The following is a 21,441-nucleotide window of genomic DNA, read 5'->3' as shown; positions in this document are numbered from 1 at the left end:
TCACCAGCGGACGGGCAACCGGCGCACCCCCCGGATCAGGAGCCCCGGGATCCAGTCGAACTCGCTCGCGTCCGCGTCCAGCACGAGGCCGGGGCACCGTTCCAGCAGTGTGCGGATCGCGATCCGGCCCTCCATCCGGGCCAGTGGGGCACCCATGCAGAAGTGGCTGCCGTGCCCGAAGGCCAGGTGCCCCTGGGCGTCGCGGCGGATGTCGAAGGTGTCCGCCCGCGCGTAGCGGCCGTGGTCGTGGTCGGCACCCGCCAGGGAGACGAGGACCGGCTCGCCCGCCGGAATGACCCGGCCGCCGATCTCGATCTGTTCGCGCGGGTAGCGGAACGTGGCGGTCTCCACCGGGCCCTCGTAGCGCAGCATCTCCTCGACCGCGCCGTCGATCAGGCCGGAGTCGGCGCGGAGGGCGGCCAGTTGGTCCGGGTGGTCGAGCAGTGCGCGTACCCCGTTGCTGATCAGGTTGACCGTGGTCTCGTGGCCGGCGACGAGCAGCAGGAACGCCATGCCCACGAGCTCGTCGGGGGAGAGCCCGTCCCCCTCCTCGTCGCGGGTCCGGACCAGCGCGCTCATCAGGTCGTCACCGGGTGAGCATCGTTTGTCCTCGATGAGTTCGGCGAGATACTCCCCCATGGCGGCCACCGTCTCGGCCGCCTCCTGCGGTGTGGCCGGATAGATGACGCCGTTCGACAGCCGGCGGAACAGCTCGCGGTCCAGGTCCGGCACTCCGATCAGTTCACAGATGACGGTCATGGGCAGGGGGAAGGCGAGCGCGTCGACGAGATCGGCGTGCCCCGACGGCACCATCGCGTCGAGGAGTTCGTCGGTGATCTGCTGGACGCGCGGGCGCAGGGCCTCGACCCGGCGGGCGGTGAACTCCCTGGCGACGAGTTTGCGCAGCCGGGTGTGGTGGGGTGCGTCGAGCTCCAGCATGTTGGCGAAGATCGGGGCGCTCTGGTCGGGTGCGCCGGGCAGCCCGCGCCAGTGCTTGCCGAGCCGCTGATCGGCGAGGGCCGCGCGGGCCTCGTCGTACCCCACCACGAGCCAGAACCGCTCGATGTCGTCGGTGCGGACGGTGTGCACGGGACCCGCCGCGCGCAGCTTCGCGTAGTACGGATACGGATTCGCGGTGAAGTCCTCGGCCCCGCGCAGATCGACATCGACACGGCCACTGGCATCGGACATGGGATCGCACCTCCCGGTCTGAACGACCCGATCGTCTCGGACCGACCGGTTCAGCCTATGCCGCCGGATTGCGCACCGCCGTCATCGAGCGGGCCGCGTCATGCGCCGACAGCGCTATCCGGCCACGGCTGTCGGCGTCGAGCCGTTGCGGCCCGTCGAGCCGCCCGAGCACCACGGCGGTCAGGGCTGCCACGGCAGCCAGGCCCGGATGCCGAAGCCGCCGTCCAGCTCGGGCCCGTGGTCGAGGCGGCCGCCGACGGCCCGTGCCACTTCGGCCGGGGCGCGTCGGGGCGGAATTCGAGGGCGCCGGCATGGACGCTGAGGAGGGTCAGCCGGTGGGCGAGGACATCGTGCACCTCCCGGGCGATGGCCTCGCGGGCCAGCCGCTGCGCCTGCTCGGCGCGGAGTCCGGCCTCGGCCTCGGCCCGCCGGGCCCGCTCGCGGAGCGTGACGACGAGTTGGCGCCTGGACCGTACGACCATGCCCCAGCTGAGCACCAGCAGGGGCAGCAGCACCCCGATGACCGTCGACCAGGGCAGCTTCGCCGTGGTCATTCTCCTGGTCCGGAACAGGCGCTTCCCTCTGGTGACCTCACTTCCGCGCGGAATTCATCGGCCCACCCGGCGGGGCCGCCGGACGGTGTCCCGGACCGGCGAGGGCTCCGGGGGACCGCAGCGCCGTTGTACCCGTCACCGCGGGCCGCGCGGGGCGAGTTCCGTCATCCGGGACCAACCCTCGCCCGGCACCTCGACGTTGATGATCTCCGGAGTCTCGGCGACGAGATCCGCCATCCGGTCCATCGCCGCCGCGAAGTGCTCCGACCTCACATGGGCCTCGCCCGCCTCCGGCGAGGCGAAGGCCTCCAGCAGGACGAACTGGTAAGGGTTCTCGACGCTGTACGACCACTCGAAGAAGAGATTGCCGGGCTCGTTCCGGGTAGCGAGGGTGAAGTCCTCGACGGCCGGGAGCCAGTTGTCGCGTTCGGCGCTGTGGACGGTGAATTTGACGGCGATGAAGATCATGACGACAGGGTCCCATATGCCATGAACACGGACAGACAGGGCACACCCGGAAGGCGCGGGACGGGCGCCAACCGCCGAGTTCCCGGTGGCGCGCGGCCAGTCGCGCGGCACCCTCCTCGGTCGGTGACCCGAACAGCCGCAGCCGGGAAATGCCGCCGTCGGGGTGCTGATTGACCCGCAGATGGGTGACGCACTGCTCGACCGGCCGCGTGTCCGCCGTCACCGGTGAAGCGGGCTGTCGCCGTCGTGGTCACTGATTCCTTTCGAGGAGGCGGCCGGTGGGTTCGCCGACGGTGCCGTCCGCCGCGATCCGCCGTCCGCGCAGCCACGTCGACCTCACGACGCCGTGCAGGGTCTTGCCGGCGTAGGCGGTGACCTGGTTGCGGTGGAAGAGCTCGGCGGGGTCGACGGTGAAGGTCGCATCGGTGGCGAGGACCGCGAAGTCGGCGTCGCGGCCGGCCTCGATGGCGCCCTTGCGGGGCAGCCCGGCCAGTTCGGCGGGGGCGGCGGACATCCAGCGGACGACGTCGTCGAGCGAGTGGCCGCGCTTGCGGGCCTCGGTCCAGATGGCGGGAAGGCCCAGCTGGAGGGAGGAGATGCCGCCCCACGCGGAGGCGAAGTCCGGCGTCTTGAGGTCGGCGGTGCACGGCGAGTGGTCCGAGACGATGCAGTCGATCGTCCCGGCGGCCAGCCCCTCCCACAGCGCGTCCTGGTTGGCGGCCTCGCGGATCGGCGGGCAGCACTTGAACTCGGTCGCGCCGTCCGGGACTTCCTCGGCAGTGAGGGTGAGGAAGTGCGGGCAGGACTCGACGGTGACCCGTACGCCCTCGCGCTTGGCGGCGGCGATCAACGGCAGCGCGTCACTGGAGGACAGGTGCAGCACATGGACCCGGGCGTTCATCCGCCCGGCGTGCGCGATGAGTCCCTCGATCGCGGTGTTCTCGGCGTCCCGGGGCCGGGAGGCGAGGAAGTCGGCGTACGCGGGCCCGCTGCGCTGCGCGGCGGAGGCCAGCCGGCGTGGGTCCTCGGCGTGCACGATCAGCAGCCCGCCGAAGCCGGAGATCTCGGCCATGGACCGGACCAGCTGCTCCTGGTCGAGCTCGGGGAACTCGTCGACGCCGGAGGGCGAGAGGAAGCACTTGAAACCGAAGACCCCGGCCTCGTGCAGCGGACGCAGGTCCTTGACGTTGGACGGGATCGCCCCGCCCCAGAATCCGGTGTCGATGTGCGCCTTGGGGGCTGCCACCCGCTGCTTGGTGCGCAGATGCGGGACGGTGGTGGTCGGCGGGAGGGAGTTGAGCGGCATGTCGAGCAGGGTCGTGATGCCGCCCGCCGCCGCGGCGCGGGTGGCGGTGTGGAAGCCCTCCCAGGCGGTGCGGCCGGGGTCGTTCACATGGACATGGGTGTCGACGAGTCCGGGCAGCAGGGCATCGTCGCCGAAGTCCTCCAGCCGGGCACCGGCCGGCACCTCGGTGTCGTACGGCAGGACGGCGTCGATTCTCCCCGCGGCGACGGCGACCACTGCGGGGCGCGTCCCGTCCGGAGTGACGACACGCGTCGAGCGCAGTACCAGTTTCACGTCCGCACCGGACACCCGTGCTCCTCACTTCGGACTTTCCACCACTGGCAAATTCAACGAACTGTTGAAGGAGTCTTCACTCGGGATTCGGGCCCGTCAAGACCCCACTTTCCTCGTCCGGCGGCAGGTGGGCCACCCGTAGTCGCTACTGGATGTTTCCATAAAGTAAAAGAGCAATTCCGGAGAGCGGAACGTAACATGGGACCAGTGCGGCACCGCAGAATGGCCCCGCTGACTGCAGACACCGGGACGAACGGGCTCTGACCGGCAAGGACGCCGCACCCGGAGCAGTGCGCCGATCGGGAACCGACCGGTAGTCTGCTGGGTGCCTCGCCCGGCGAGGCACCCGCTCTTCCGCCTCGAAAGGACCGTTGACGTGCCGTCGTCCCACGCCAGCACATCCGACTCCAAGCCCGCCGCTTCCAGCGGCGGCGTGCAGTCCCTTGAGCGCGCCTTCGATCTGCTGGAGCGGATGGCGGATGCCGGGGGCGAGGTCGGGCTGAGCGAACTCTCCGCGAGCAGCGGGCTTCCGCTGCCGACCATCCACCGCCTGATGCGCACGCTGGTGGTGTGCGGATACGTGCGCCAGCAGCCGAACCGGCGCTATGCGCTCGGCCCGCGTCTGATCCGGCTCGGCGAGTCCGCCTCCCGGCTGCTCGGCACCTGGGCCCGCCCGTACCTCGCGCGCCTGGTCGAGGAGACCGGCGAGACCTCGAACATGGCGCTGCTCGACGGCGACGAGATCGTGTACGTGGCGCAGGTGCCGTCCAAGCACTCGATGCGCATGTTCACCGAGGTGGGCCGCCGGGTGCTCCCCCACTCCACGGGCGTCGGCAAGGCGCTGCTGGCGCACACGCCCCCGGAGGAGGTACGGGCCCTGCTCGCCCGCACCGGAATGCCGGCCGCCACCGAGAAGACGATCACCACCCCGGACGATTTCCTCGACGCGCTGGAGCAGGTCCGCAGGGTCGGCTACGCGGTCGACGACAACGAGCAGGAGATCGGGGTGCGCTGCCTGGCGGTTTCCGTACCCAACTCCCCCACGTCGGCCGCGATTTCGATCTCGGGCCCGGCGGGCCGGGTGACGGAGGCCGCGACGGAGCGGATCGTGCCGATCCTGCAGCAGGCCGCGAAGGAGCTGTCCGACGCGCTCGCCAGTAACGGTTCCACCGGCTGAGTCACACCGCCGCGACCGGTTCCCGGCCGTCGTGTGCCAGGAGCGCGGCGGCCGCAAGAAGTACGACGGCGGGCGGGGGCGCGGCGGCCGTCAGGAGCGCGGCGGCTCACCGAAGAGGTCGACGGCGACGCGTACGTCCCTGAGCGCGGCGGCCAGTGCGCTGACCGAGCCGATCGCCCCCGCGATCAGCAGCAGCGAACGGCGCAGGCGGGGAATCTCCGGTGCGCCGCTGATCGCCATCGCGTCCAACGCGGCCAGCTCGTCCTCGGCGATCCCACGGTCCGGGAACTCCGCGGGATGCCCCGCCAGCCCGCGGCGGAGCCGGGAGACCGCCGTACGCAGCTCCGCCACCCTCGGATCCTCATCACTGCTGGTCACCGGCGTCTGCCCCACGCTTCGCAACAAAGCACTCCCCCTCGCACATCCTTGTGCCAGTTTTTCGACCGGACTCCGGACCGTGGTCAAGTGTCCGGAGATGCCCGCAAGTTAACGCCATGGCAGGTGTCGGGCGCCACTCCGCGGACGGAATTCAGGGGCTCCCATATGGGTGATACACACGTCGCTCCACGGACGGCTCGGCGTACGCCGCCGAGCCCGCTCCCTACGCTCCTCACCGCTCCCGCCGCTTCCCGGTTGCGCGGGCGGGGCATCTGCGGGGTATGCCAGTCCCCATGACTCGAACAACACAGGACCCGGCCGTCACCGGACGGCCCCGGACCCCGGTGGTCGCCGGGCTACTGCTCGCCGCGGGCGGCGGGCGGCGGCTCGGCGGGCGGCCCAAGGCACTGCTCGACCACCGCGGCCGGCCGCTGGTGGAGCACGCGGTACGCGTCCTGCGGGAGGGCGGCTGCGACCGCGTCCAGGTGGTCCTGGGCGCCGCGGCCGACGAGGTGCGGCGACGCGCCGACCTCACCGGCTGCCCCGTGACCGTCAACCCCGAGTGGGCCGAGGGCATGGGCTCGTCGCTGCGGGCGGGGCTCGGGGCGCTGGCCGGTACGGGGGCGGACGCGGCGCTCGTGCTCCTGGTGGACCAGCCGGACATCGGCGCGGAAGCGGTGGCGCGGGTGCGATCGGCGTACCGCACCCGAAGGAGCCTCGCGGCCGCCTCGTACGACGGGGAGCGTGGCCATCCGGTGCTGTTCGGGGCCGACCGGTGGGCGGACGTCACGGCCGCAGCGGTGGGCGATCAGGGCGCCCGGGAGTACCTGCGGGCCCACCGCGATGCGATCACGCTCGTCGAGTGTTCCGATGTGGCTCAGGCGTACGACATCGACACGGTGGAGGACCTGAAACACCTTGAGTGAGTGGACTGGCACGCTGCGCCAGCAACGCGCCACTTGTGTCGCCCCGGAGAATCTCGACATCAACAAATCATTGAACTTCCACCATGAGGAAACTAGTATCCACTGGTCAGAAGCCCTCTGCACCCCGGGCGGCGACCACGGCCGTACCTCGGAGCCTTGGCACGCCGTGCCCGTTCCAGGCGACCCGGCGGCCGTGAGACGCCGCCCGCACCGCCCGCTGAAGGAGTGACAGCTCATGTCCGCACCAGCGCCGTCCCCGCTGGCCATCGTCGATGCCGAGCCCCTGCCCCGGCAGGACGAGGTCCTTGACCACGCGGCTCTCGCGTTCGTGGCCGAGCTGCACCGGCGGTTCACACCCCGCCGCGACGAACTGCTCACCCGCCGGGGTGAGCGTCGCGCCGAGATCGCCCGTACCTCCACGCTGGACTTTCTGCCCGAGACGGCAGCGATCCGCGCGGACGACTCCTGGAAGGTCGCGCCGGCCCCGGCCGCGCTGAACGACCGCCGGGTGGAGATCACCGGTCCGACCGACCGCAAGATGACCATCAACGCCCTGAACTCGGGCGCCAGGGTCTGGCTCGCCGACTTCGAGGACGCGTCCGCCCCCACGTGGGAGAACGTCGTCCTCGGCCAGCTCAATCTGATCGATGCCTACACCCGTAACATCGACTTCACGGACCCCAGGTCCGGCAAGTCGTACTCCCTCAAGCCCGCCGACGAGCTCGCCACGGTCGTCACCCGCCCCCGCGGCTGGCACCTGGACGAGCGTCACCTCCAGCTCGACGGCACCCCGGTGCCAGGTGCGCTGGTCGACTTCGGCCTCTACTTCTTCCACAACGCCCAGCGCCTCATCGACCTCGGCAAGGGCCCGTACTTCTACCTCCCGAAGACGGAGTCGCATCTGGAGGCCCGCCTCTGGAACGACATCTTCGTCTTCGCCCAGGACTACCTCGGCATCCCGCAGGGCACGGTCCGCGCGACCGTCCTCATCGAGACGATCACCGCCGCGTACGAGATGGAGGAGATCCTGTACGAGCTCCGCGACCACGCCTCCGGGCTGAACGCGGGCCGTTGGGACTACCTCTTCTCCATCGTCAAGAACTTCCGTGACGGCGGCGCCAAGTTCGTCCTCCCGGACCGCAACGCGGTGACGATGACCGCCCCGTTCATGCGCGCGTACACGGAACTCCTCGTCCGCACCTGCCACAAGCGCGGCGCGCACGCCATCGGCGGCATGGCGGCCTTCATCCCGTCCCGCCGCGACGCCGAGGTCAACAAGGTCGCCTTCGAGAAGGTCAAGGCCGACAAGGACCGCGAGGCCCACGACGGATTCGACGGTTCCTGGGTCGCCCACCCCGACCTGGTTCCGATCGCCATGGCCTCCTTCGACGCGGTCCTCGGCGAGAAGCCGAACCAGAAGGAACGCCTGCGCGAGGACGTCTCGGTGGCTGCGGGCGACCTGATCGCCATCGACACCCTGGACGCCAAGCCCACGTACGAGGGCCTGCGCAACGCCGTCGCGGTCGGCATCCGCTACATCGAGGCCTGGCTGCGCGGCATGGGCGCGGTCGCCATCTTCAACCTGATGGAGGACGCGGCCACCGCGGAGATCTCGCGCTCGCAGATCTGGCAGTGGATCAACGCGGACGTCGTCTTCGAGAACGGCGAACACGCCACCGCGGACCTGGCCCGCAAGGTCGCAGCCGAGGAACTCGCCGCGATCCGCGCCGAGACCGGCGACGAGGCCTTCGCGTCCGGCAAGTGGCAGCAGGCCCACGACCTCCTGCTCCAGGTCTCCCTGGACCAGGACTACACGGACTTCCTGACCCTGCCGGCGTACGAGCAGCTGGGCTGACACCGCTCGCATGCAATTCTGACCGCCCTCGGTGCCGCACGGCGCCGGGGGCGGTTCCATGGCCGGACGAGCGCGACGTCAGGACGTCAGGAAGGGGGCAGGAAGACAAATCCGACCGTCTCTTTCAGGACGGCCCGTGCATCCACAAGGCGGGCGAACCTCGTGCGGGGCTGTACACGCCACAGAGCGTGACCGGCCAGGTTCAAAGAGGGGCGCGTCGGCCTCCCCGGGGGCGGTATGGATCCGGAGCGTTCCAAAGCTGCGCGCGAGCACGTAGGCGTGGGACTGCGGCCTCGCCTACCTGCATCGGCACCCTTCGGCCAGCGCCGTCGGGGCGAGTTCCCGTATGGCAGCCTGCTCGGCCTCCGAGATGCACGGCAGTTGACGTGCGAGTACGTCGAAGTGCTGGTGTCCGCGCCATGCGTCGTAGTCACCCACGACGAACAGCCGCCGCCGCGCGCGACTCACCGCGACGTTCAGCAGGTTCGGGGCAGAAGCCGCCCAGGCTCGCGGGCCTGCTTTGTCCCCGCCCGCGCCGAGGACCAGCAGCACTACGTCGGCTTCCTTCCCCTGGGTCGTATGCACGGTGCCCACCCTGTCGCGCGGGACAACGTGGCACAGGCTGCGACGGAGTCCGGCCACGACATCCCTGAACGGGCTGATGACGAAGAGCTCACGCTCAGGATCCAAGCCCTGGTCGACCAGCCGGTGCACGATGACGTTCGCGCAATCCCCCTCGTCCGGCGACCACTTGCCCTGCGATGCGCGCCCGCCACTCACCGGCCACCACACGCCGCGCCGGGCCACCGCATAATCGTCGTCCCGGTGCACCCCGTGCACCATGAGCCCGTCGTAGGCGATCTCGTTGCTGATCGTGAACATCGGGTCGTCGCAGCGCCGGTGCACGCGCAGAGGCGACCCCACCCAGACCCGGTCGTCCTCGGAACCCTGGGGTGCCGGGAGCCATGTGCCGTAGCTGTTCAGCCGGTCCGCGACGCGCTGCGCCGAGGTGCGGGACGGTTCCCACTCCTCAGCCACACCGAACGTACGGCGAAGTGCCTGCTGCCCCGTGTGCGGCAGCGTGACCACCGGCTCCAGCTGCAGCGGGTCACCCACGATGACGCCTCTGCGCGCCCGCCACAGCGCACCCACCGGCATCTGCGCGGTCGCCTGGCCGGCCTCGTCGATCAACATCCAGCCCAGCGACCGGGGCCCCAGCCCCGTGAACATCCGATCCAGCGAGGCGAAGGTAGTGGAGACGACCGGCAGAGCGAGGAAGAGGCTCTGCCAGGCCGCCAGAACCACTTCCGGCTTCAGGGTCTTGGGAGCGTCGCCGCAGAGGACGTCCATCGCGGCGTCGAGATTCTTGCGCATCCGGTCGGCCGCGCCTTCGATGAACGCACGGTGCAGATCCATCGCGGCGAGAAAGAGCCGGGTGCGGGCCCGGGTGTACTCCGGGTCGGACCAGGGCGAGGAGAGCTCCCTCGCATCCTCCTCTGTTCTCTCGCCGCGCTCTTCTTGGCCCGGAATGCAGGTGCCCCAGCGGTCAAGGGCTGCCCCCAGGGTTGCCAGGAGTTGGGCGTGGCGTCCTTCCGCTGCATCGAGCGCGCGCCCGGCTTCATCCAGGGCACCTCTGCCAGCCGCTTCGGCCCGGTCGTACGCGGCGGCCGCCTGTGTGTGTTCCTCGTACGCGGCCCGAGCTGTCCGCTCCGCTACGGCCAGCAGCTGGTCCTCCGTCTGCCAGTCGCGCTGCGCCGCGCCGAGTGTGAAGATGCCCGAGGTCAGGCCGGGACGGTGCCGACGGTGCTCCGCCCTCCGGCCCGCAGGGCCTGTAAGGTCCCTCTGCGCCCTGCCACGAGCCGCACGGGCCTCCGCGGCCGGTTGCCGAAGTGCTTCCAGGTCTTGCTCGGCGCTGAGAACCGCCTCCTGGGCGGTGGTGACGGCCGCATGCGAACCGTTGAAGTCCAGGAGTGCCTCGTACGCTCGCTGTCGCTCGTCCTGCAGGGTCTGCACCGTCAGCCGTGCGTCCCGGAAGCGAGCTACGAACTCCCGCCACGACATCAGGTCGCTGCCGCGCGAAGCAGCTGCCTTCAGGAGGTCCCGCATGCCTTCGCCACGCTCGGCCCGCTCCTCGCGCGGAGGGCCGAACCAGTACTTGTTGCGGAAATCCGAACGGTTCCCCTTGTTGCCGAGCTTCGCGGCGAGGGTTCCCCACGCCGGTACGCCGTCGAGGACAAGTCGTCCCTGTTCCGGGAAGAAGGACGCTTCCTCCCGCCACTCCGCAGCGACGGATTCGAGCGCGGGAATCTCGTTGGAGACGTTCTCGACGGCGCCGTTGTTGGCCGACGCGATCACCATCTCGTAACCCGTCAGCTCTGGTTTGAGCGCCGCGACGGACCGCTGGTAGGTGCCGGTGCTCCAGCGGTGCGCCTGGCCGGTGAACGCGTCTTCGGGTCGCCGTAGTTCGGACAGTCGCTCCGCCCTCATGACCAGGACGGCGGCGATGAGGTCCCGCAGCTGCGTGGTCTTACCCGTACCGGGCGGGCCGTTCACCGCGTACAAGCCATCGGTGTCGGCGAGCTGCTCCACGATCCGGTTGACTGCGAACTGCTGGCTCAGCACCAGCGGATGCTCCGTCTTCGCCGGCCATCGCCCGAGCGGGAAATGGGACGGCTGAACGCCGTCGAGTACCGCTCCGGGTTCGTGCTTGAGGTCGATGCGCGTACGGCCTCGCAGCGCGGTCGAGGCGGTCAGGTAGTCCCGTATCGCGGACCCCGGCTCGTCCTTGCTGAGGCTGCCCGCGACAAGGCCGAGGTCCGCCGCGATGAAGCTGTTGAGGAAGTCCGACCCGCCCGACCGGCCGGCCTTCCGCCGGGACACAGATCTGCACTGCACCCGAATCGTCTCCGGCCGCAGGTCGTCGGTGACACCGAACTGTTCTGCGACCCACCGGGTGACGGCCGAAAGATCCCGTACGGTCAGCGGCTTCTCGCCGAGCCGCGGCGGAGCATCGTCGCCGTCCGCCGTATCAGCTGCGTTGCCTTCGTCCAACGGGCTCTCGTCCAGCGACCCGTCGTCCTCGCGCCTGGCCGAGCGCCTTGCACCGCTGTCGGCCACCGCGTCGACGGCGCCGGAGAGGGCACCGACCGCCAGGTCACCGAGCACCGGTCCGAGTACGGCGTTCAAGGCACCGCCGACCGCGCCGACCGTGATCTCGCACAGCAACCCCGCGAAAGGCCGCTGCCGCTGCCCCGGCACCGTGTCCGCGATCGTCACCTTGCCGTCGCCGACGCCCAGCACAACGCCTTCGCACGCGTCGGATTCCGCCTCGAATCCGTCGAGCCAGCCCTGGGCCCCCGGGCCGGGCTTACGGCTGCGCCCCACCGCCCAGGCGCACGCGGAGAAGGTGATGGAGTCCTGTACCAACAGCCCTTCATCCGTGACCTCGAAGGCCAGCAGGGCACTGTCACCGTCCACGCGGCCGTCGTGGTCCTCCTCGCTGCCGCCGAAGACATCAAGCAGGACATCGCGGACGGACGCGACCGGGTACACGCCGCAGTAGACGGTGTGCTGCCTGACCATGTTCCGGCCCGGATTCCGTCGCCGTACGGGATGCCCCTCTTCCCACGGCATCGGACGCCCGGATTCCACGGGGTACATGCCTTTCGGTGGCGAGGTCTTCTCCACCTTCTGCGGACTGAACATCTCCACCGCGCGCCAGTAACGCACGATGTCCGCCCTGCGCCTTCGCTCACTGCTCGCCGCCATACGGCCCGCCCCCTCGTTCCGGTCCGCCAGGAACGATCACCCTAGCCAGCGCCTTCGACGGTACGCAGGCGGCCTTGGCGCATATACGCCCCGGGGTCAGTGTCCGGCCGGTCTAGGGCGACGGATGGGGGAGCCGTTCGTCGGTCAGGACGTGAGCCGGGTCAGGCAGTCTTTCCGGCTGCCCGGGGCGGGTCCGTGAGAGGACAACGCCGCCTGCATGGCTTGGATTGCGTCATCGTCGGCGGTGGAGTTGCCGGGGACGAGTGAGGTACTGCCCTGCCCCCGCGTGCACCTCCCCGACGCTTACGGGCTCGCACGTGCGGGGGAACCGCTGAATCATCCGGAAAAACACTCTGGCCCGCGGCTACCGTGACCGGGAGGATACGCCGACGGCTTCACGTTGTAGGCGTCAGCACGCGAGCTGTACGCGGCACCGGGCGTAACCGGCCCCGGTGGGTTGCGTTGGCCGATTCATGGGTGGAGACGGTTCGGGGCAAGCAGGGCTACGCGGGACGGTACCGGAGGCGTGGGGCATGGACGATCAGCGACAGCAGCCGCAGCACGAGTACGAAGCCGGGTCGGGCATCCTGCACGTGTTCGGTCAGCACTTGAAGCTGTTCCGGGTACGGGCCGGGCTGGAGCGGGGGGAGTTCGGGGCGATGACGGGGTACTCGGCGTCGAGCATCGCCTCGTTCGAGCAGGGGCGCCGCATCCCGCAACCGAGGTTCATCGACCAGGCGGATGAACTGCTGGACGCGGGCGGGGTGCTGAAGGCCAGCAAGGAGGAGGTCGCTCGGGCGCAGTATCCGGCGTTCTTCCGGGATGCTGCTCGGTTGGAGGCGGAGGCGGTTGAGCTGCACGTGTACGCCAACCACGGCGTGCCTGGGTTGCTGCAAACGGAAGAGTACGCGCGGGCGGTGTTCGAGATGTGGCGGCCGGTGCTGGAAGAGGAGATCGTGGATCAACGGGTGGCAGCACGCCTGGCCAGGCATGAGATCTATTCCGGTCGCCCCAGGCCGATCATCAGCTTCGTGATCGAGGAGTGCATGCTGCACCGCCCCCTGGGCGGGGACGGAGTGCTGCGTGGTCAGTTGGAGCAGATTCTCTTGATCGGCCAATACCGCAACGTCGAGATCCAGGTGATGCCGACCCGGTGCGAGGATCACGCTGGAATGGCTGGCGCCTTCACCTTGATCGAGACCAAGGAAGAGCGGAGGATCGCGTACGTTGAGGCGCACAAGGACAGCCGTCTCTACACGGAGCGAAGGCCGGTCCGGGAGTTCGAGGAGCAGTATGGCGTCCTCCGGGCCCAGGCACTCACTCCGCGCGAATCGCTGGCCCTCATCGAGAAATCTCTGGGAGAGACATGAACGCCGAAGCGCTTGTGGGGACGCCTGAGTCCGCGTGGTTCAAGAGCAGCTACAGCAGCGGAGCCGGCGGCGAGTGCGTCGAGGTAGCGACCCGCACGAGCACCGTCCACGTTCGCGACTCGAAGGACAAGACCGGGCCCATCCTGTCTGTCGCTGCTGGCGGCTGGGCGGCCTTCGTGGAGTTCGCCGCGCAGAGCTGACCCCGGACGAACGACGGCGCCCCGCCACCGAACTCCGGTAGTGGGGCGCCCTCTTGTACGAGCCGTACGCGAGGTTCAGTCGGCCTTCTTCGCCCGCCCGCGGGCCTTCTTCTTACGTATGCCTGGTACTCCTCGGCATGCTGATCGATCTGGAGTTGAACGAGACCTGACCCGGCCGACAGCCCGCCCCTTCGCTCGCACGTCAGTCACCATCGACGGGCAGCAGCCCCCCGTCCGTCTCCTGCAGCGCTCCCTGCGCGACGAGGTCGTCGATGTCGTCCGTGAGCGCGTCCCTGATGTCCGAGCCGAGTCGCGCCCACCCTGAAGAAGCGCGCCACCTCCCGCAGCAGCCGCGCTGCGGGCCTTCGGCGGCGCGGTCACCGGCTGCTTCGCAGTGGAGCACGCCTGCGCCTTTTGGCACCGGCCGGCTACCCAAGGCCCTGCGGGCGCAGCGACGGGATCTCTTCCTGCGCGCCCAGCACGGCGACACCCCGGGGTCCTTGAGCTCCTGGACGCGGGCGTCGACCTCCGGGTGCGGGACGGCGGGCGGCGCAGTCTGCTCCATGTGCTGCACCTCCTCGACCACGAGCTCCTGCTGCCCCGGCTCCTGGCAGCGGATCTCGACCTGGAGGCCCGGGACCACCTGGACCGCACCCCGCTCTGTGTGGCGGTCGGCAACGGCGGTTCGGCACAGCTCGTGACAGCGCTGGTCGAGGCCGGGGCAGATGCGCCGTGGTCTGTGTGCCGGGCACGCTGTGGATCCGGGAATCCTCCTGGTAGATGTCGTGCGAGGTGACGCCGACATCGTCCGCCGAGCCGCCCCAGGAGAGGTTCGCCGCCCGGCTGTCGTCCGCCGTGCCGCGCAGTCTCACCGGGCGGGTCGGCGGCTCGTGGTCGGCGGGGGGCGGGGCGGGTGTGGTGACGGTTGCGGCGGCGCTCGGCGCGGAGAGGTTCCCGGCGGCGTCACGGGCCCGGACGGTGAAGGTGTACGCGGTCGAGGCGGTCAGCCCGTCGACGTCGGTCATCACCCTGGTCGCCGGGACGGTTTTGACCTTCTCGCCCTGGCGGTAGACCTCGTAGCCGGTGACCGCCTCGTTGTCGGCGGCCCGCTCCCACATGACGTGCGCGGACGTGGCGCTGCTGGCCCGCGCCGTCACGTGTCCCGGGGTCGTGGGCTTTCGGGTGTCGGCCTCGGGGGCGGAATCGCAGGCGGTGAGCGAGGCGAGGAGCAGGGCGGCAGTGGAGCAGGCCAACGCGGCGGTTGCGTGGGGGCGTTGCACGGTCGTGCCTTCCATCCGGCAGCAATGGTCCAGACCTGGACCGCATGGCGCGAGGGTCGCCGACAAAGGGGTGGTGCGGAACGTTCCGCAATGTGCCGGTGTACGCAGATGGTCGTGGGTCGGTGATCCGTTGGCAGCGGTGCGGGATGTGACATACGGTCGGCCGATGTTGTGCATACGTGGGGTCGTGCTGCCGGAGCGCGAGGAGCGGGTGTTCTGGATCGACGGCGAGGTGCTTCGCGCGGGCGATCCCCCGGGCGGGCTCGCGGGCCGGGACGCGGAGACGATCGTCGATGGCGGCTGGTTGCTGCCCGGACTCGTCGACGTGCATACCCACCCCGGGGCGCTGGAGCCGGGCGTGCCCTTCGACGAGGAACTGCTGCGCAGACAGTTGGGCGAGCACCGGGACGCCGGAGTGCTCGCGGTGCGCACCCCGGGCACCGCGCAGCGGATGCCCGCCTGGGTGGAGAAGGACCCCGAACTCCCGCGCGTGACCTCGGCAGGGCGCTGGCTGGCCACGCCCGGGCGGTTCTTCCCCGGCGCCGGACGGGATGTGAGCGAGGCCGATTTGGTGCAGGCGGCCGTGGAGGAGGCGGCCGCTTCGTCCGGGTGGTGCAAGGTCATCGGCGACTGGGCCGCCGACGAACCCGCCGTACCGCTCGCGCTGCTGACCTCGGTGGTGGAGGCGGTACACGCGGCCGGGGGCAAGGTGGCGGTGCACTGCCAGACCGCCGAGGGCACCCGCAATGCCGTACTCGCGGGCGCCGACAGCCTGGAGCACGGTATGCATCTGGACCCGGCGCTGCTGGACCGGATGGCGGCGCAGGGCACGGCGTTCGTCCCGACGCTGAGCGCCTTCGGCGCGAACGTGGACGAGATGCGGGCCCGGGAGCCGGGCGTGCGCCGTGATCTGTGGCTGGCCGGCTGGGACACCATGCTCGGCAATGTGCGCGCGGCCCACGAGGCGGGTGTGACGGTGCTGGCGGGGACGGATTCCTTCCCGTGCGGAACCGTCGCGGGCGAGCTGACCTGGCTGCAGCGGGCCGGACTGTCGGCCGAGGCGGCGCTCGGCGCGGCGTCCTGGACGGCGCGGTCCTGGCTGGGGCTGCCCGGTCTGGTGGACGGCGCGCCCGCCGACCTCGTCGCGTACGACACCGACCCGACCCTGGACCCGGCCGCGCTGGATCATCCGAGCCGGATCGTGCTCCGGGGACGCGTCGTGCGCTGAGGAATGAGTTCCGGGCGCCGGAGCGGTCTACATTTTTATGGATACACGCGCGGAGACCACACCCACGATCGATCTGGAGCCCGCGGCCCGGCAGATCACCGCCCTGCTCGACGGGATCGGTGAACAGCAGCTGGCGGGCCCGACGCCCTGTCCCGACTACACGGTCCGGGAGCTTCTCGCCCATGTGGCCGGGCTGAGCACGGCCTTCCGCGACGCGGCGCACAAGGACTTCGGCCCGACGACCGACACCGCCCCGGACGCCGCGCTTCCGGTCCTCGCCGACGACTGGCGCGAGACGCTGCCGCCGCTGCTGGACGAGCTGGTGACGGCCTGGCGCGACCCCGCCGCCCGGCAGGGCATGACCAGGGCGGGCGGTGTCGACATGCCGGGCGAGGTGGCCGCGGTGGTCATACTGGACGAGCTGGTGATCCACGGCTGGGACCTGGCCCGTTCGACCGGCCAGAAGTACGAGGCGGACGAGGCGAGCCTGCGTGTCCCGCTGGCCATGCTGACGCCGAACGACGCCGTCCCCCGGTCCGAGACCATCTTCGGCCCGCCCGTTCCGGTCCCGGCCGACGCGCCCCTCGTCGACCCGGCCGTCGCCATGAGCGGCCGCCGCCCGGACTGGCAGCCGGGCACGTCGGCCGCGCTTCCGTAAAAGCGCGAGCGGTTGCCGTGCGGGTCCGGGCGCGGGCCGAAGGCCGTACCGTCGGTCCTTCAGCTGGTGCAGAACTCCGTGATCTGCTGGGCGACCTGGTCGGGGTGGACCTCATGCACCCGGTGGCCGCCCCCGATCGTGACCAGCCGGCAGTCCGGGATCAGCGAGGCCATGTCCTGCAGCCGCCCCTGGGGCATGGTGGACTCCGGGCCGCCGGCGATCAAGAGCGTCGGCGCGACGATCTCGCCGAGCCCGGCCGCCCACTCGGGGTCGGGGTCGGACACCTGGGCCCGGATGGGAGCCACCGCAGCCCAGTCGTAGTCCACCGGCCCCTCCGGCTCGGGGGCCGGTTTCGGCTCGCTCGGGAACGGCGGCGGGGTCTCCACCAGCACCAGCCGCTCCACCCGGTCCGCGTGCTCCTGGGCGAGCAGCTGCGCGACGACTCCGCCCATCGAGTGGCCGACCATGCCCACCCGGTCGAGCTCGCACTCGTCGAGGAAGCCGAGGACGTCGTCCCGCATCAGCTCGAAGGAGTACTCGTCGGGCCAGTCGCTCTCGCCGTGCCCGCGCAGATCGAGGGCGTACACCCGCCACTCCTCGCCGAGCAGGCTCCCCGCCGCCTCCCAGCTCGCGGCGGAACCGCCGAGGCCGTGCAGCAGGACCACCGGCGAGCCGAAGGGGTCGCCCCAGGTCCGGTACGCCAGCCGTACGTCGCCGACATCCACAACAGACTGATCTTCCATACCCCTGACGCTACAGCCGAATGGGCGAAGACCACTCCTCGCGACGTGACAGGGTGGAGGGGTGAAGATCGTTTCCCGTCGCCTGTCCACCGCCGTCGCGGCGGCCGTCATGGCCGTCTCCGTGCTCTCCGGATGCTCGGGATCCGGGTCGGGACCGCGTGCCGGATCGGCGCCCCGGTCCGTCGGGGAAGCACCGGAATCCGGGCTCGACGATCCGGCGAAGAAGGAGATCGCCATGCAACTGGTCTCCAGCGCGGAGAACTCCTCGCTCGACTGGAAGGCGCAGTACGAGTACATCGAGGACATCGACGACGGCCGCGGCTACACGGCGGGCATCATCGGCTTCTGTTCCGGCACCGGCGACATACTCGACCTCGTCGAGCTGTACACCCAGCGCAAGCCTGGCAACGTCCTCGCGCAGTATCTCCCCGCGCTGCGAAAGGTCGACGGCACCGACTCGCACAGCGGCCTCGACCCGAACTTCCAGAGGGACTGGGCGACCGCCGCGTCCGACTCGGCGTTCAAGCAGGCACAGAACGACGAGCGGGACCGGGTGTACTTCAACCCGGCGGTCGGCCAGGGCAAGGCCGACGGCATCGGCGCGCTGGGCCAGTTCGCGTACTACGACGCCATCGTCATGCACGGCGACGGCGGCGACGACAGCACCAGTTTCGGCTCCATCCGCAAGCGGGCCCTCGCCAAGGCGAAGCCGCCGTCCCAGGGCGGCAACGAGGTCTCGTACCTCAACGCCTTCCTCGACGCCCGGGTCTGGGCGATGCAGCAGGAGGAGGCCCACTCCGACACCAGCCGGGTGGACACCGCCCAGCGGGTCTTCCTGAAGAAGGGCAACCTCAACCTGGACCCGCCGCTCGACTGGAAGGTGTACGGCGACAGCTTCCACTTCGGCTGACGGCGATCCGGGCTCTTCGCGTCGTCCGCAAGAGCCCGGTCAAAACCCGCCCCAGACCGTCAACACCACCCCTCGGCCGTCCGGGACGACTGCACGGCCTCATCACACGGAAACTGATCGGCGCCCTGGCCCGCTCCCGCCCCACCAGCGGACTCGACGACCCCGCCTGCGCGGCCGGCTCCTGACCGGCGTCGGCGACACCCCCGACCGGCCCCGCTCCGAATCAGTCTTCGCCCACCTCTGCGGAGCCACTCCCGTCCCCGCCGACTCCGGCTGCGCCCACTGCCACCACCTCGACCGCGGCGGCGGCCGGGCAGCCAGGAAGGGACGCATCATCCGTCTTCGTCGAGGATCGGCTTCGGCAGCAGCCGGAATCCCTTGGTGACGGCACCGAGATAAATGCCGCCGAGCGCGAGCCAGCCGAGCCCGAGCAACTTGGCGGAGGTATCGATACTGACCCACAGAACGACGTTCACCGCGATGCCGATCGCCGGCATGACGAGGAAGCGCACAGCATCCGTCCCTGTGCGGCGCCGTTCGCGGAAGTAGTAGTGGTTGATGACCGAGAAGTTGACGAGCAGGAACCCAGTGATCGCGCCGAAGCTCGTCAGCGAGGCCGCACCGAGCAGGTTGTCGGAGAAGAACACGGCCGTGAGAGCGATGACCGAGGTGAACACGATGTTGTTCACCGGCGTCCCGAAGCGCGGGGAGAGGTGCCCGAAGAAGCGGACGGGGAGCAGACGGTCACGCCCCATGCCGTACAGGACACGTGACACCGCGGCGATCGCGGCCATGGCACACAAGATGCTCGCGGTCTGGTCGGTGACGAGGAACGCTGTCGACAAGCCTTCGCCGCCGATGCGGGGAAGGAGCTCGAAAACGCCGACGTCGGGATCCTTCATCGCCGATGGCGCACTCGGCCAGGCGATCTGCAGGAAGTACGAGATGACGGCGAAGCCCACGCCGGCGCCGACGCAGACGATCAGGATGCCGCGCGGCACGGTCTTTCGCGCGTCCTTCGTCTCCTCCGCGAGTGTGGACACCGCGTCGAAGCCGAGGAACGACACCGAAAGGATCGAAGCGGCCCACAGAATATTGCCCGGGTCGAGCCGTGCGACGTCCACGAGGGCCTGCGGGACGAGCAGGCTGCCGCTGCCGTCGCCGCCGAGCACGTAGGCGGTGATCAGGCCGATCAGGCTCAGGCAGAAGAGGATCTGGGCCGAGACCAGGACCACGTTGAGCCGCCCCGACACCTTCACGCCCAGGACGTTGACCAGCGCGCCGAGGAACGCACCCGCGATCACCCAGGCCGCCACCGGGACCGACGGCACGTACTCGTTCATGTAGATGCCGAAGAGCAGGTAGCAGACCATCGGCAGCAACAGGTAGTCGAGCAGCATGACCCAGCCGGTACCGAAGCCGAGCCAGGGGTTCACCGCCTTGCGCACATAGCTGTAGGCCGAGCCGGAGACGGGGAAGGCCCGCACCATCTGAGCGTACGAGTAGGCCGTGAAGAACATCGCGACGAGCGTCACCACGTAGGCGAGCGCCATCATGCCGTCGGTGAGGTCGGTGATGATGCCGTAGTAGTTGAAGACGACTGTGGGCGCGAGGTAGGCCAGCCCGAAGGCGACCAGATGCCTGAGCGTCAGGACGCGACGGAAGCCGGCCGTGGTTTTCCCTTCGGTGTTCGCCGCAGTCCCGAACTCCTCGCCTTCGGTCTTCGCCGCCGTCCCGGTCTCCTTTCCTTCGGTGCTCACCACTCGAACTTCCCGTCCTTCACGGTCAGCCTGCCGTCGCAGAAGATCAGATGGATGTTGGACGCGTCGGCGAGGACGTCGGCGGAGGTGGTGGGGTCTGCTCGGACAACGAGGAGGTCGGCCTGCTTGCCGACCTCGACAGTGCCGATCACATGGGACATCCCGACCGCCTCGGAGCTGACGACGGTCGCGGCGGTGATCGCCTGGCGTACGGTCATGCCCGCCTCGACAAGGGCCCGGAACTCCAGCGCACTGTACTCGCCGAAGGGGGTGAGCGGCTCGTAGACGGTGTCGGAGCCGAGGGCGATCTTCACTCCCGACTCGAGCGCCAGCTGGAAGCTACGGACCGCGGAGCCGGAGTAGTCGTCCGCGAAGGAGGCGTCCCGCCCCTGGTACAGGTCGCGGTACAGAAAGGCGTCCGGCCGCAGCGGCGGCCGTCGGTCGCCGTCCAGGGGCATGAAGTCGCGGTGCCAGTTGGCGATGAGCTGCAGAGTCGGGACGAGGATCGTGCCGGCGTCGGCCATCGTCTTCGCCAGGTCGGCGTCGAGATCCTCGCCGTGCTCGATGGTGTCGACCCCGGCCTCCACCGCCATCGCGATGGCTTCGCGACTCTCCGCATGGCACATCACGATCGTGCCGGTCTGCCGGTGCGCCTCTTCTACGGCGGCGGCGAGTTCGCGAGCCGAGTACTGGATGTCGCCATTGCGGTCGTGCGGCCAGTTGTCACCGCCGGACAAGAAGATCTTGATCGCGTCGGCCCCCTCACGCAGCAGGTAGCGGACGGCTTTGACGATCTCCTGCTCACCGTCGGCCACCAGGCCGAAGACGCCGTTTTCACGCACGTAGTCGGGCGTGAACTGGAAGAGGTCGCCGTGGCCGCCGGTGCGAGTGAGACCCGGCCCGCAGGCGATCACCTTCGGCCCGGGGAGCTTCTGCTCGAAGAAGACGCGCTTGAGGTACAGGCCGTTCCACGAGACATCGCGGACCGTGGTGAAGCCGTGCTTGAGCAGGGTCTGCGCCTCGCAGACGGCGCGGATGGCGCGCACGGTGCGGTTCTCGGCGATGACCCCGAGCTCCTGGTCGTCGATGCCGGCACGACCGCCCGCCAAGTGGACGTGCGCGTCGATCAGACCAGGCGTGACCCACATGCCCTGAAGCTGAAGCTCCTCGGTACCGGGCCTGGTCGTGTAGTGCGTGCGGGCGAGTATCTCGGCGATCCGCCCGTCCTCGATGACGAGCACGGCATCCCTGACCGGATCCCCGCCGCGGGCGTCGAGCACGTTCACCCCGATCAAAGCGGTGCGTTCCGGTCGGTGGATGGAGTAGAGCATCGCTGGCCTCCTAGTCACGCCCCAGTTGTTTGTCTTTCTGACAAACAACTGGGGGTTGGCAGTAT

18 protein-coding genes and 3 pseudogenes are annotated in these 21,441 nt (G+C 69.9%); 8 read left to right on the top strand and 13 right to left on the bottom strand.

Annotated features, from left to right (window positions below; all coding sequences use genetic code 11):
* The 6 genes and pseudogenes from OG936_RS29640 to allB all read right to left on the bottom strand — a co-directional run bounded on the left by OG936_RS29640 (nucleotide 1) and on the right by allB (nucleotide 3,807).
* Nucleotides 1–1,191, bottom strand: coding sequence for a cytochrome P450 (locus tag OG936_RS29640; RefSeq protein ID WP_406498847.1), 1,191 nt, complete (start codon nucleotides 1,189–1,191; stop codon nucleotides 1–3).
* A 55-nt stretch (nucleotides 1,192–1,246) separates the two neighbouring features.
* The gene (locus OG936_RS29635) at nucleotides 1,247–1,384 is read right to left on the bottom strand and encodes a hypothetical protein (protein ID WP_406498845.1); all 138 of its coding nucleotides are present in this window, start codon (nucleotides 1,382–1,384) and stop codon (nucleotides 1,247–1,249) included.
* Nucleotides 1,385–1,443: 59 nt separating this feature from the next.
* Nucleotides 1,444–1,721, bottom strand: a pseudogene (locus OG936_RS29630) (histidine kinase); the annotation flags it as partial.
* Nucleotides 1,722–1,880: 159 nt separating this feature from the next.
* Nucleotides 1,881–2,213 carry a putative quinol monooxygenase gene (locus OG936_RS29625; protein WP_406498844.1) on the bottom strand — a complete coding sequence of 111 codons (333 nt, stop codon included), beginning with the start codon at nucleotides 2,211–2,213 and terminating at the stop codon, nucleotides 1,881–1,883.
* Between the two features lie 70 nt (nucleotides 2,214–2,283).
* Nucleotides 2,284–2,400: pseudogene (locus OG936_RS29620) on the bottom strand (allantoicase); the annotation flags it as partial.
* A 63-nt stretch (nucleotides 2,401–2,463) separates the two neighbouring features.
* A complete protein-coding gene (gene allB / locus OG936_RS29615) occupies nucleotides 2,464–3,807 on the bottom strand; it encodes an allantoinase AllB (protein WP_406498843.1) in 1,344 nt (447 codons plus the stop codon).
* Between the two features lie 361 nt (nucleotides 3,808–4,168).
* Here allB and OG936_RS29610 point away from each other — a divergent pair, with 361 nt between their 5' ends.
* Nucleotides 4,169–4,969 (top strand): IclR family transcriptional regulator, encoded by an 801-nt coding sequence (locus OG936_RS29610; RefSeq protein WP_406498841.1) that lies wholly within the window; start codon nucleotides 4,169–4,171, stop codon nucleotides 4,967–4,969.
* A 90-nt stretch (nucleotides 4,970–5,059) separates the two neighbouring features.
* On the opposite strand, the gene OG936_RS29605 is transcribed toward OG936_RS29610, so the two are convergent.
* Nucleotides 5,060–5,374, bottom strand: a complete 315-nt coding sequence (locus OG936_RS29605) for a DUF5955 family protein (protein ID WP_406498840.1) — start codon at nucleotides 5,372–5,374, stop codon at nucleotides 5,060–5,062.
* Between the two features lie 266 nt (nucleotides 5,375–5,640).
* Here OG936_RS29605 and OG936_RS29600 point away from each other — a divergent pair, with 266 nt between their 5' ends.
* Both OG936_RS29600 and aceB read left to right on the top strand, forming a co-directional pair.
* A complete protein-coding gene (locus OG936_RS29600; protein ID WP_406498838.1) occupies nucleotides 5,641–6,273 on the top strand; it encodes an NTP transferase domain-containing protein in 633 nt (210 codons plus the stop codon).
* Between the two features lie 235 nt (nucleotides 6,274–6,508).
* Nucleotides 6,509–8,128: a malate synthase A gene (aceB, locus tag OG936_RS29595; RefSeq protein ID WP_406498836.1), complete on the top strand. Its 1,620-nt coding sequence runs from the start codon at nucleotides 6,509–6,511 to the stop codon at nucleotides 8,126–8,128.
* Between the two features lie 297 nt (nucleotides 8,129–8,425).
* Here aceB and OG936_RS29590 read toward each other — a convergent pair whose 3' ends face one another.
* The gene (locus OG936_RS29590; RefSeq protein ID WP_406498834.1) at nucleotides 8,426–11,896 is read right to left on the bottom strand and encodes a DEAD/DEAH box helicase; all 3,471 of its coding nucleotides are present in this window, start codon (nucleotides 11,894–11,896) and stop codon (nucleotides 8,426–8,428) included.
* Nucleotides 11,897–12,429: 533 nt separating this feature from the next.
* On the opposite strand from OG936_RS29590, the gene OG936_RS29585 reads away from it, so the two are divergent.
* Together OG936_RS29585 and OG936_RS29580 are read left to right on the top strand one after the other, a co-directional pair.
* The gene (locus OG936_RS29585; RefSeq protein ID WP_406498833.1) at nucleotides 12,430–13,266 is read left to right on the top strand and encodes a helix-turn-helix domain-containing protein; all 837 of its coding nucleotides are present in this window, start codon (nucleotides 12,430–12,432) and stop codon (nucleotides 13,264–13,266) included.
* A complete protein-coding gene (locus tag OG936_RS29580; RefSeq protein ID WP_406498832.1) occupies nucleotides 13,263–13,466 on the top strand; it encodes a DUF397 domain-containing protein in 204 nt (67 codons plus the stop codon). Before OG936_RS29585 ends, OG936_RS29580 begins: the two co-directional genes overlap by 4 nt.
* A gap of 202 nt (nucleotides 13,467–13,668) precedes the next feature.
* Here OG936_RS29580 and OG936_RS29575 read toward each other — a convergent pair whose 3' ends face one another.
* Nucleotides 13,669–14,109: a hypothetical protein gene (locus OG936_RS29575; protein WP_406500789.1), complete on the bottom strand. Its 441-nt coding sequence runs from the start codon at nucleotides 14,107–14,109 to the stop codon at nucleotides 13,669–13,671.
* A 64-nt stretch (nucleotides 14,110–14,173) separates the two neighbouring features.
* Nucleotides 14,174–14,761: pseudogene (locus OG936_RS29570) on the bottom strand (fibronectin type III domain-containing protein); the annotation flags it as partial.
* Nucleotides 14,762–14,912: 151 nt separating this feature from the next.
* Here OG936_RS29570 and OG936_RS29565 point away from each other — a divergent pair.
* Nucleotides 14,913–15,974, top strand: coding sequence for an amidohydrolase family protein (locus tag OG936_RS29565; protein WP_406498830.1), 1,062 nt, complete (start codon nucleotides 14,913–14,915; stop codon nucleotides 15,972–15,974).
* A gap of 37 nt (nucleotides 15,975–16,011) precedes the next feature.
* Nucleotides 16,012–16,632 carry a TIGR03086 family metal-binding protein gene (locus tag OG936_RS29560; RefSeq protein WP_406498828.1) on the top strand — a complete coding sequence of 207 codons (621 nt, stop codon included), beginning with the start codon at nucleotides 16,012–16,014 and terminating at the stop codon, nucleotides 16,630–16,632.
* 59 nt (nucleotides 16,633–16,691) lie between these two features.
* Here the strand turns inward: OG936_RS29560 and OG936_RS29555 are convergent, their stop codons facing one another.
* Nucleotides 16,692–17,375, bottom strand: a complete 684-nt coding sequence (locus OG936_RS29555; RefSeq protein ID WP_406498826.1) for an alpha/beta fold hydrolase — start codon at nucleotides 17,373–17,375, stop codon at nucleotides 16,692–16,694.
* A 109-nt stretch (nucleotides 17,376–17,484) separates the two neighbouring features.
* On the opposite strand from OG936_RS29555, the gene OG936_RS29550 reads away from it, so the two are divergent.
* A complete protein-coding gene (locus OG936_RS29550; RefSeq protein WP_406500659.1) occupies nucleotides 17,485–18,285 on the top strand; it encodes a chitosanase in 801 nt (266 codons plus the stop codon).
* Between the two features lie 332 nt (nucleotides 18,286–18,617).
* Here the strand turns inward: OG936_RS29550 and OG936_RS29545 are convergent, their stop codons facing one another.
* Together OG936_RS29545 and OG936_RS29540 are read right to left on the bottom strand one after the other, a co-directional pair.
* Nucleotides 18,618–20,045 (bottom strand): APC family permease, encoded by a 1,428-nt coding sequence (locus OG936_RS29545; protein WP_406498824.1) that lies wholly within the window; start codon nucleotides 20,043–20,045, stop codon nucleotides 18,618–18,620.
* On the bottom strand, nucleotides 20,042–21,376 hold the full coding sequence (locus OG936_RS29540) for an amidohydrolase family protein (protein ID WP_406498822.1): 1,335 nt from the start codon (nucleotides 21,374–21,376) through the stop codon (nucleotides 20,042–20,044). Before OG936_RS29540 ends, OG936_RS29545 begins: the two co-directional genes overlap by 4 nt.
* Between the last annotated feature and the right edge of the window lie 65 nt (nucleotides 21,377–21,441).

It is taken from the genome of Streptomyces sp. NBC_00846, from assembly GCF_045207325.1.
Classification (GTDB): Bacteria; Actinomycetota; Actinomycetes; order Streptomycetales; family Streptomycetaceae; genus Streptomyces.
Note: the sequence above shows the minus strand (reverse complement) of the source record. Positions and strands in the feature narration are given on the sequence as shown.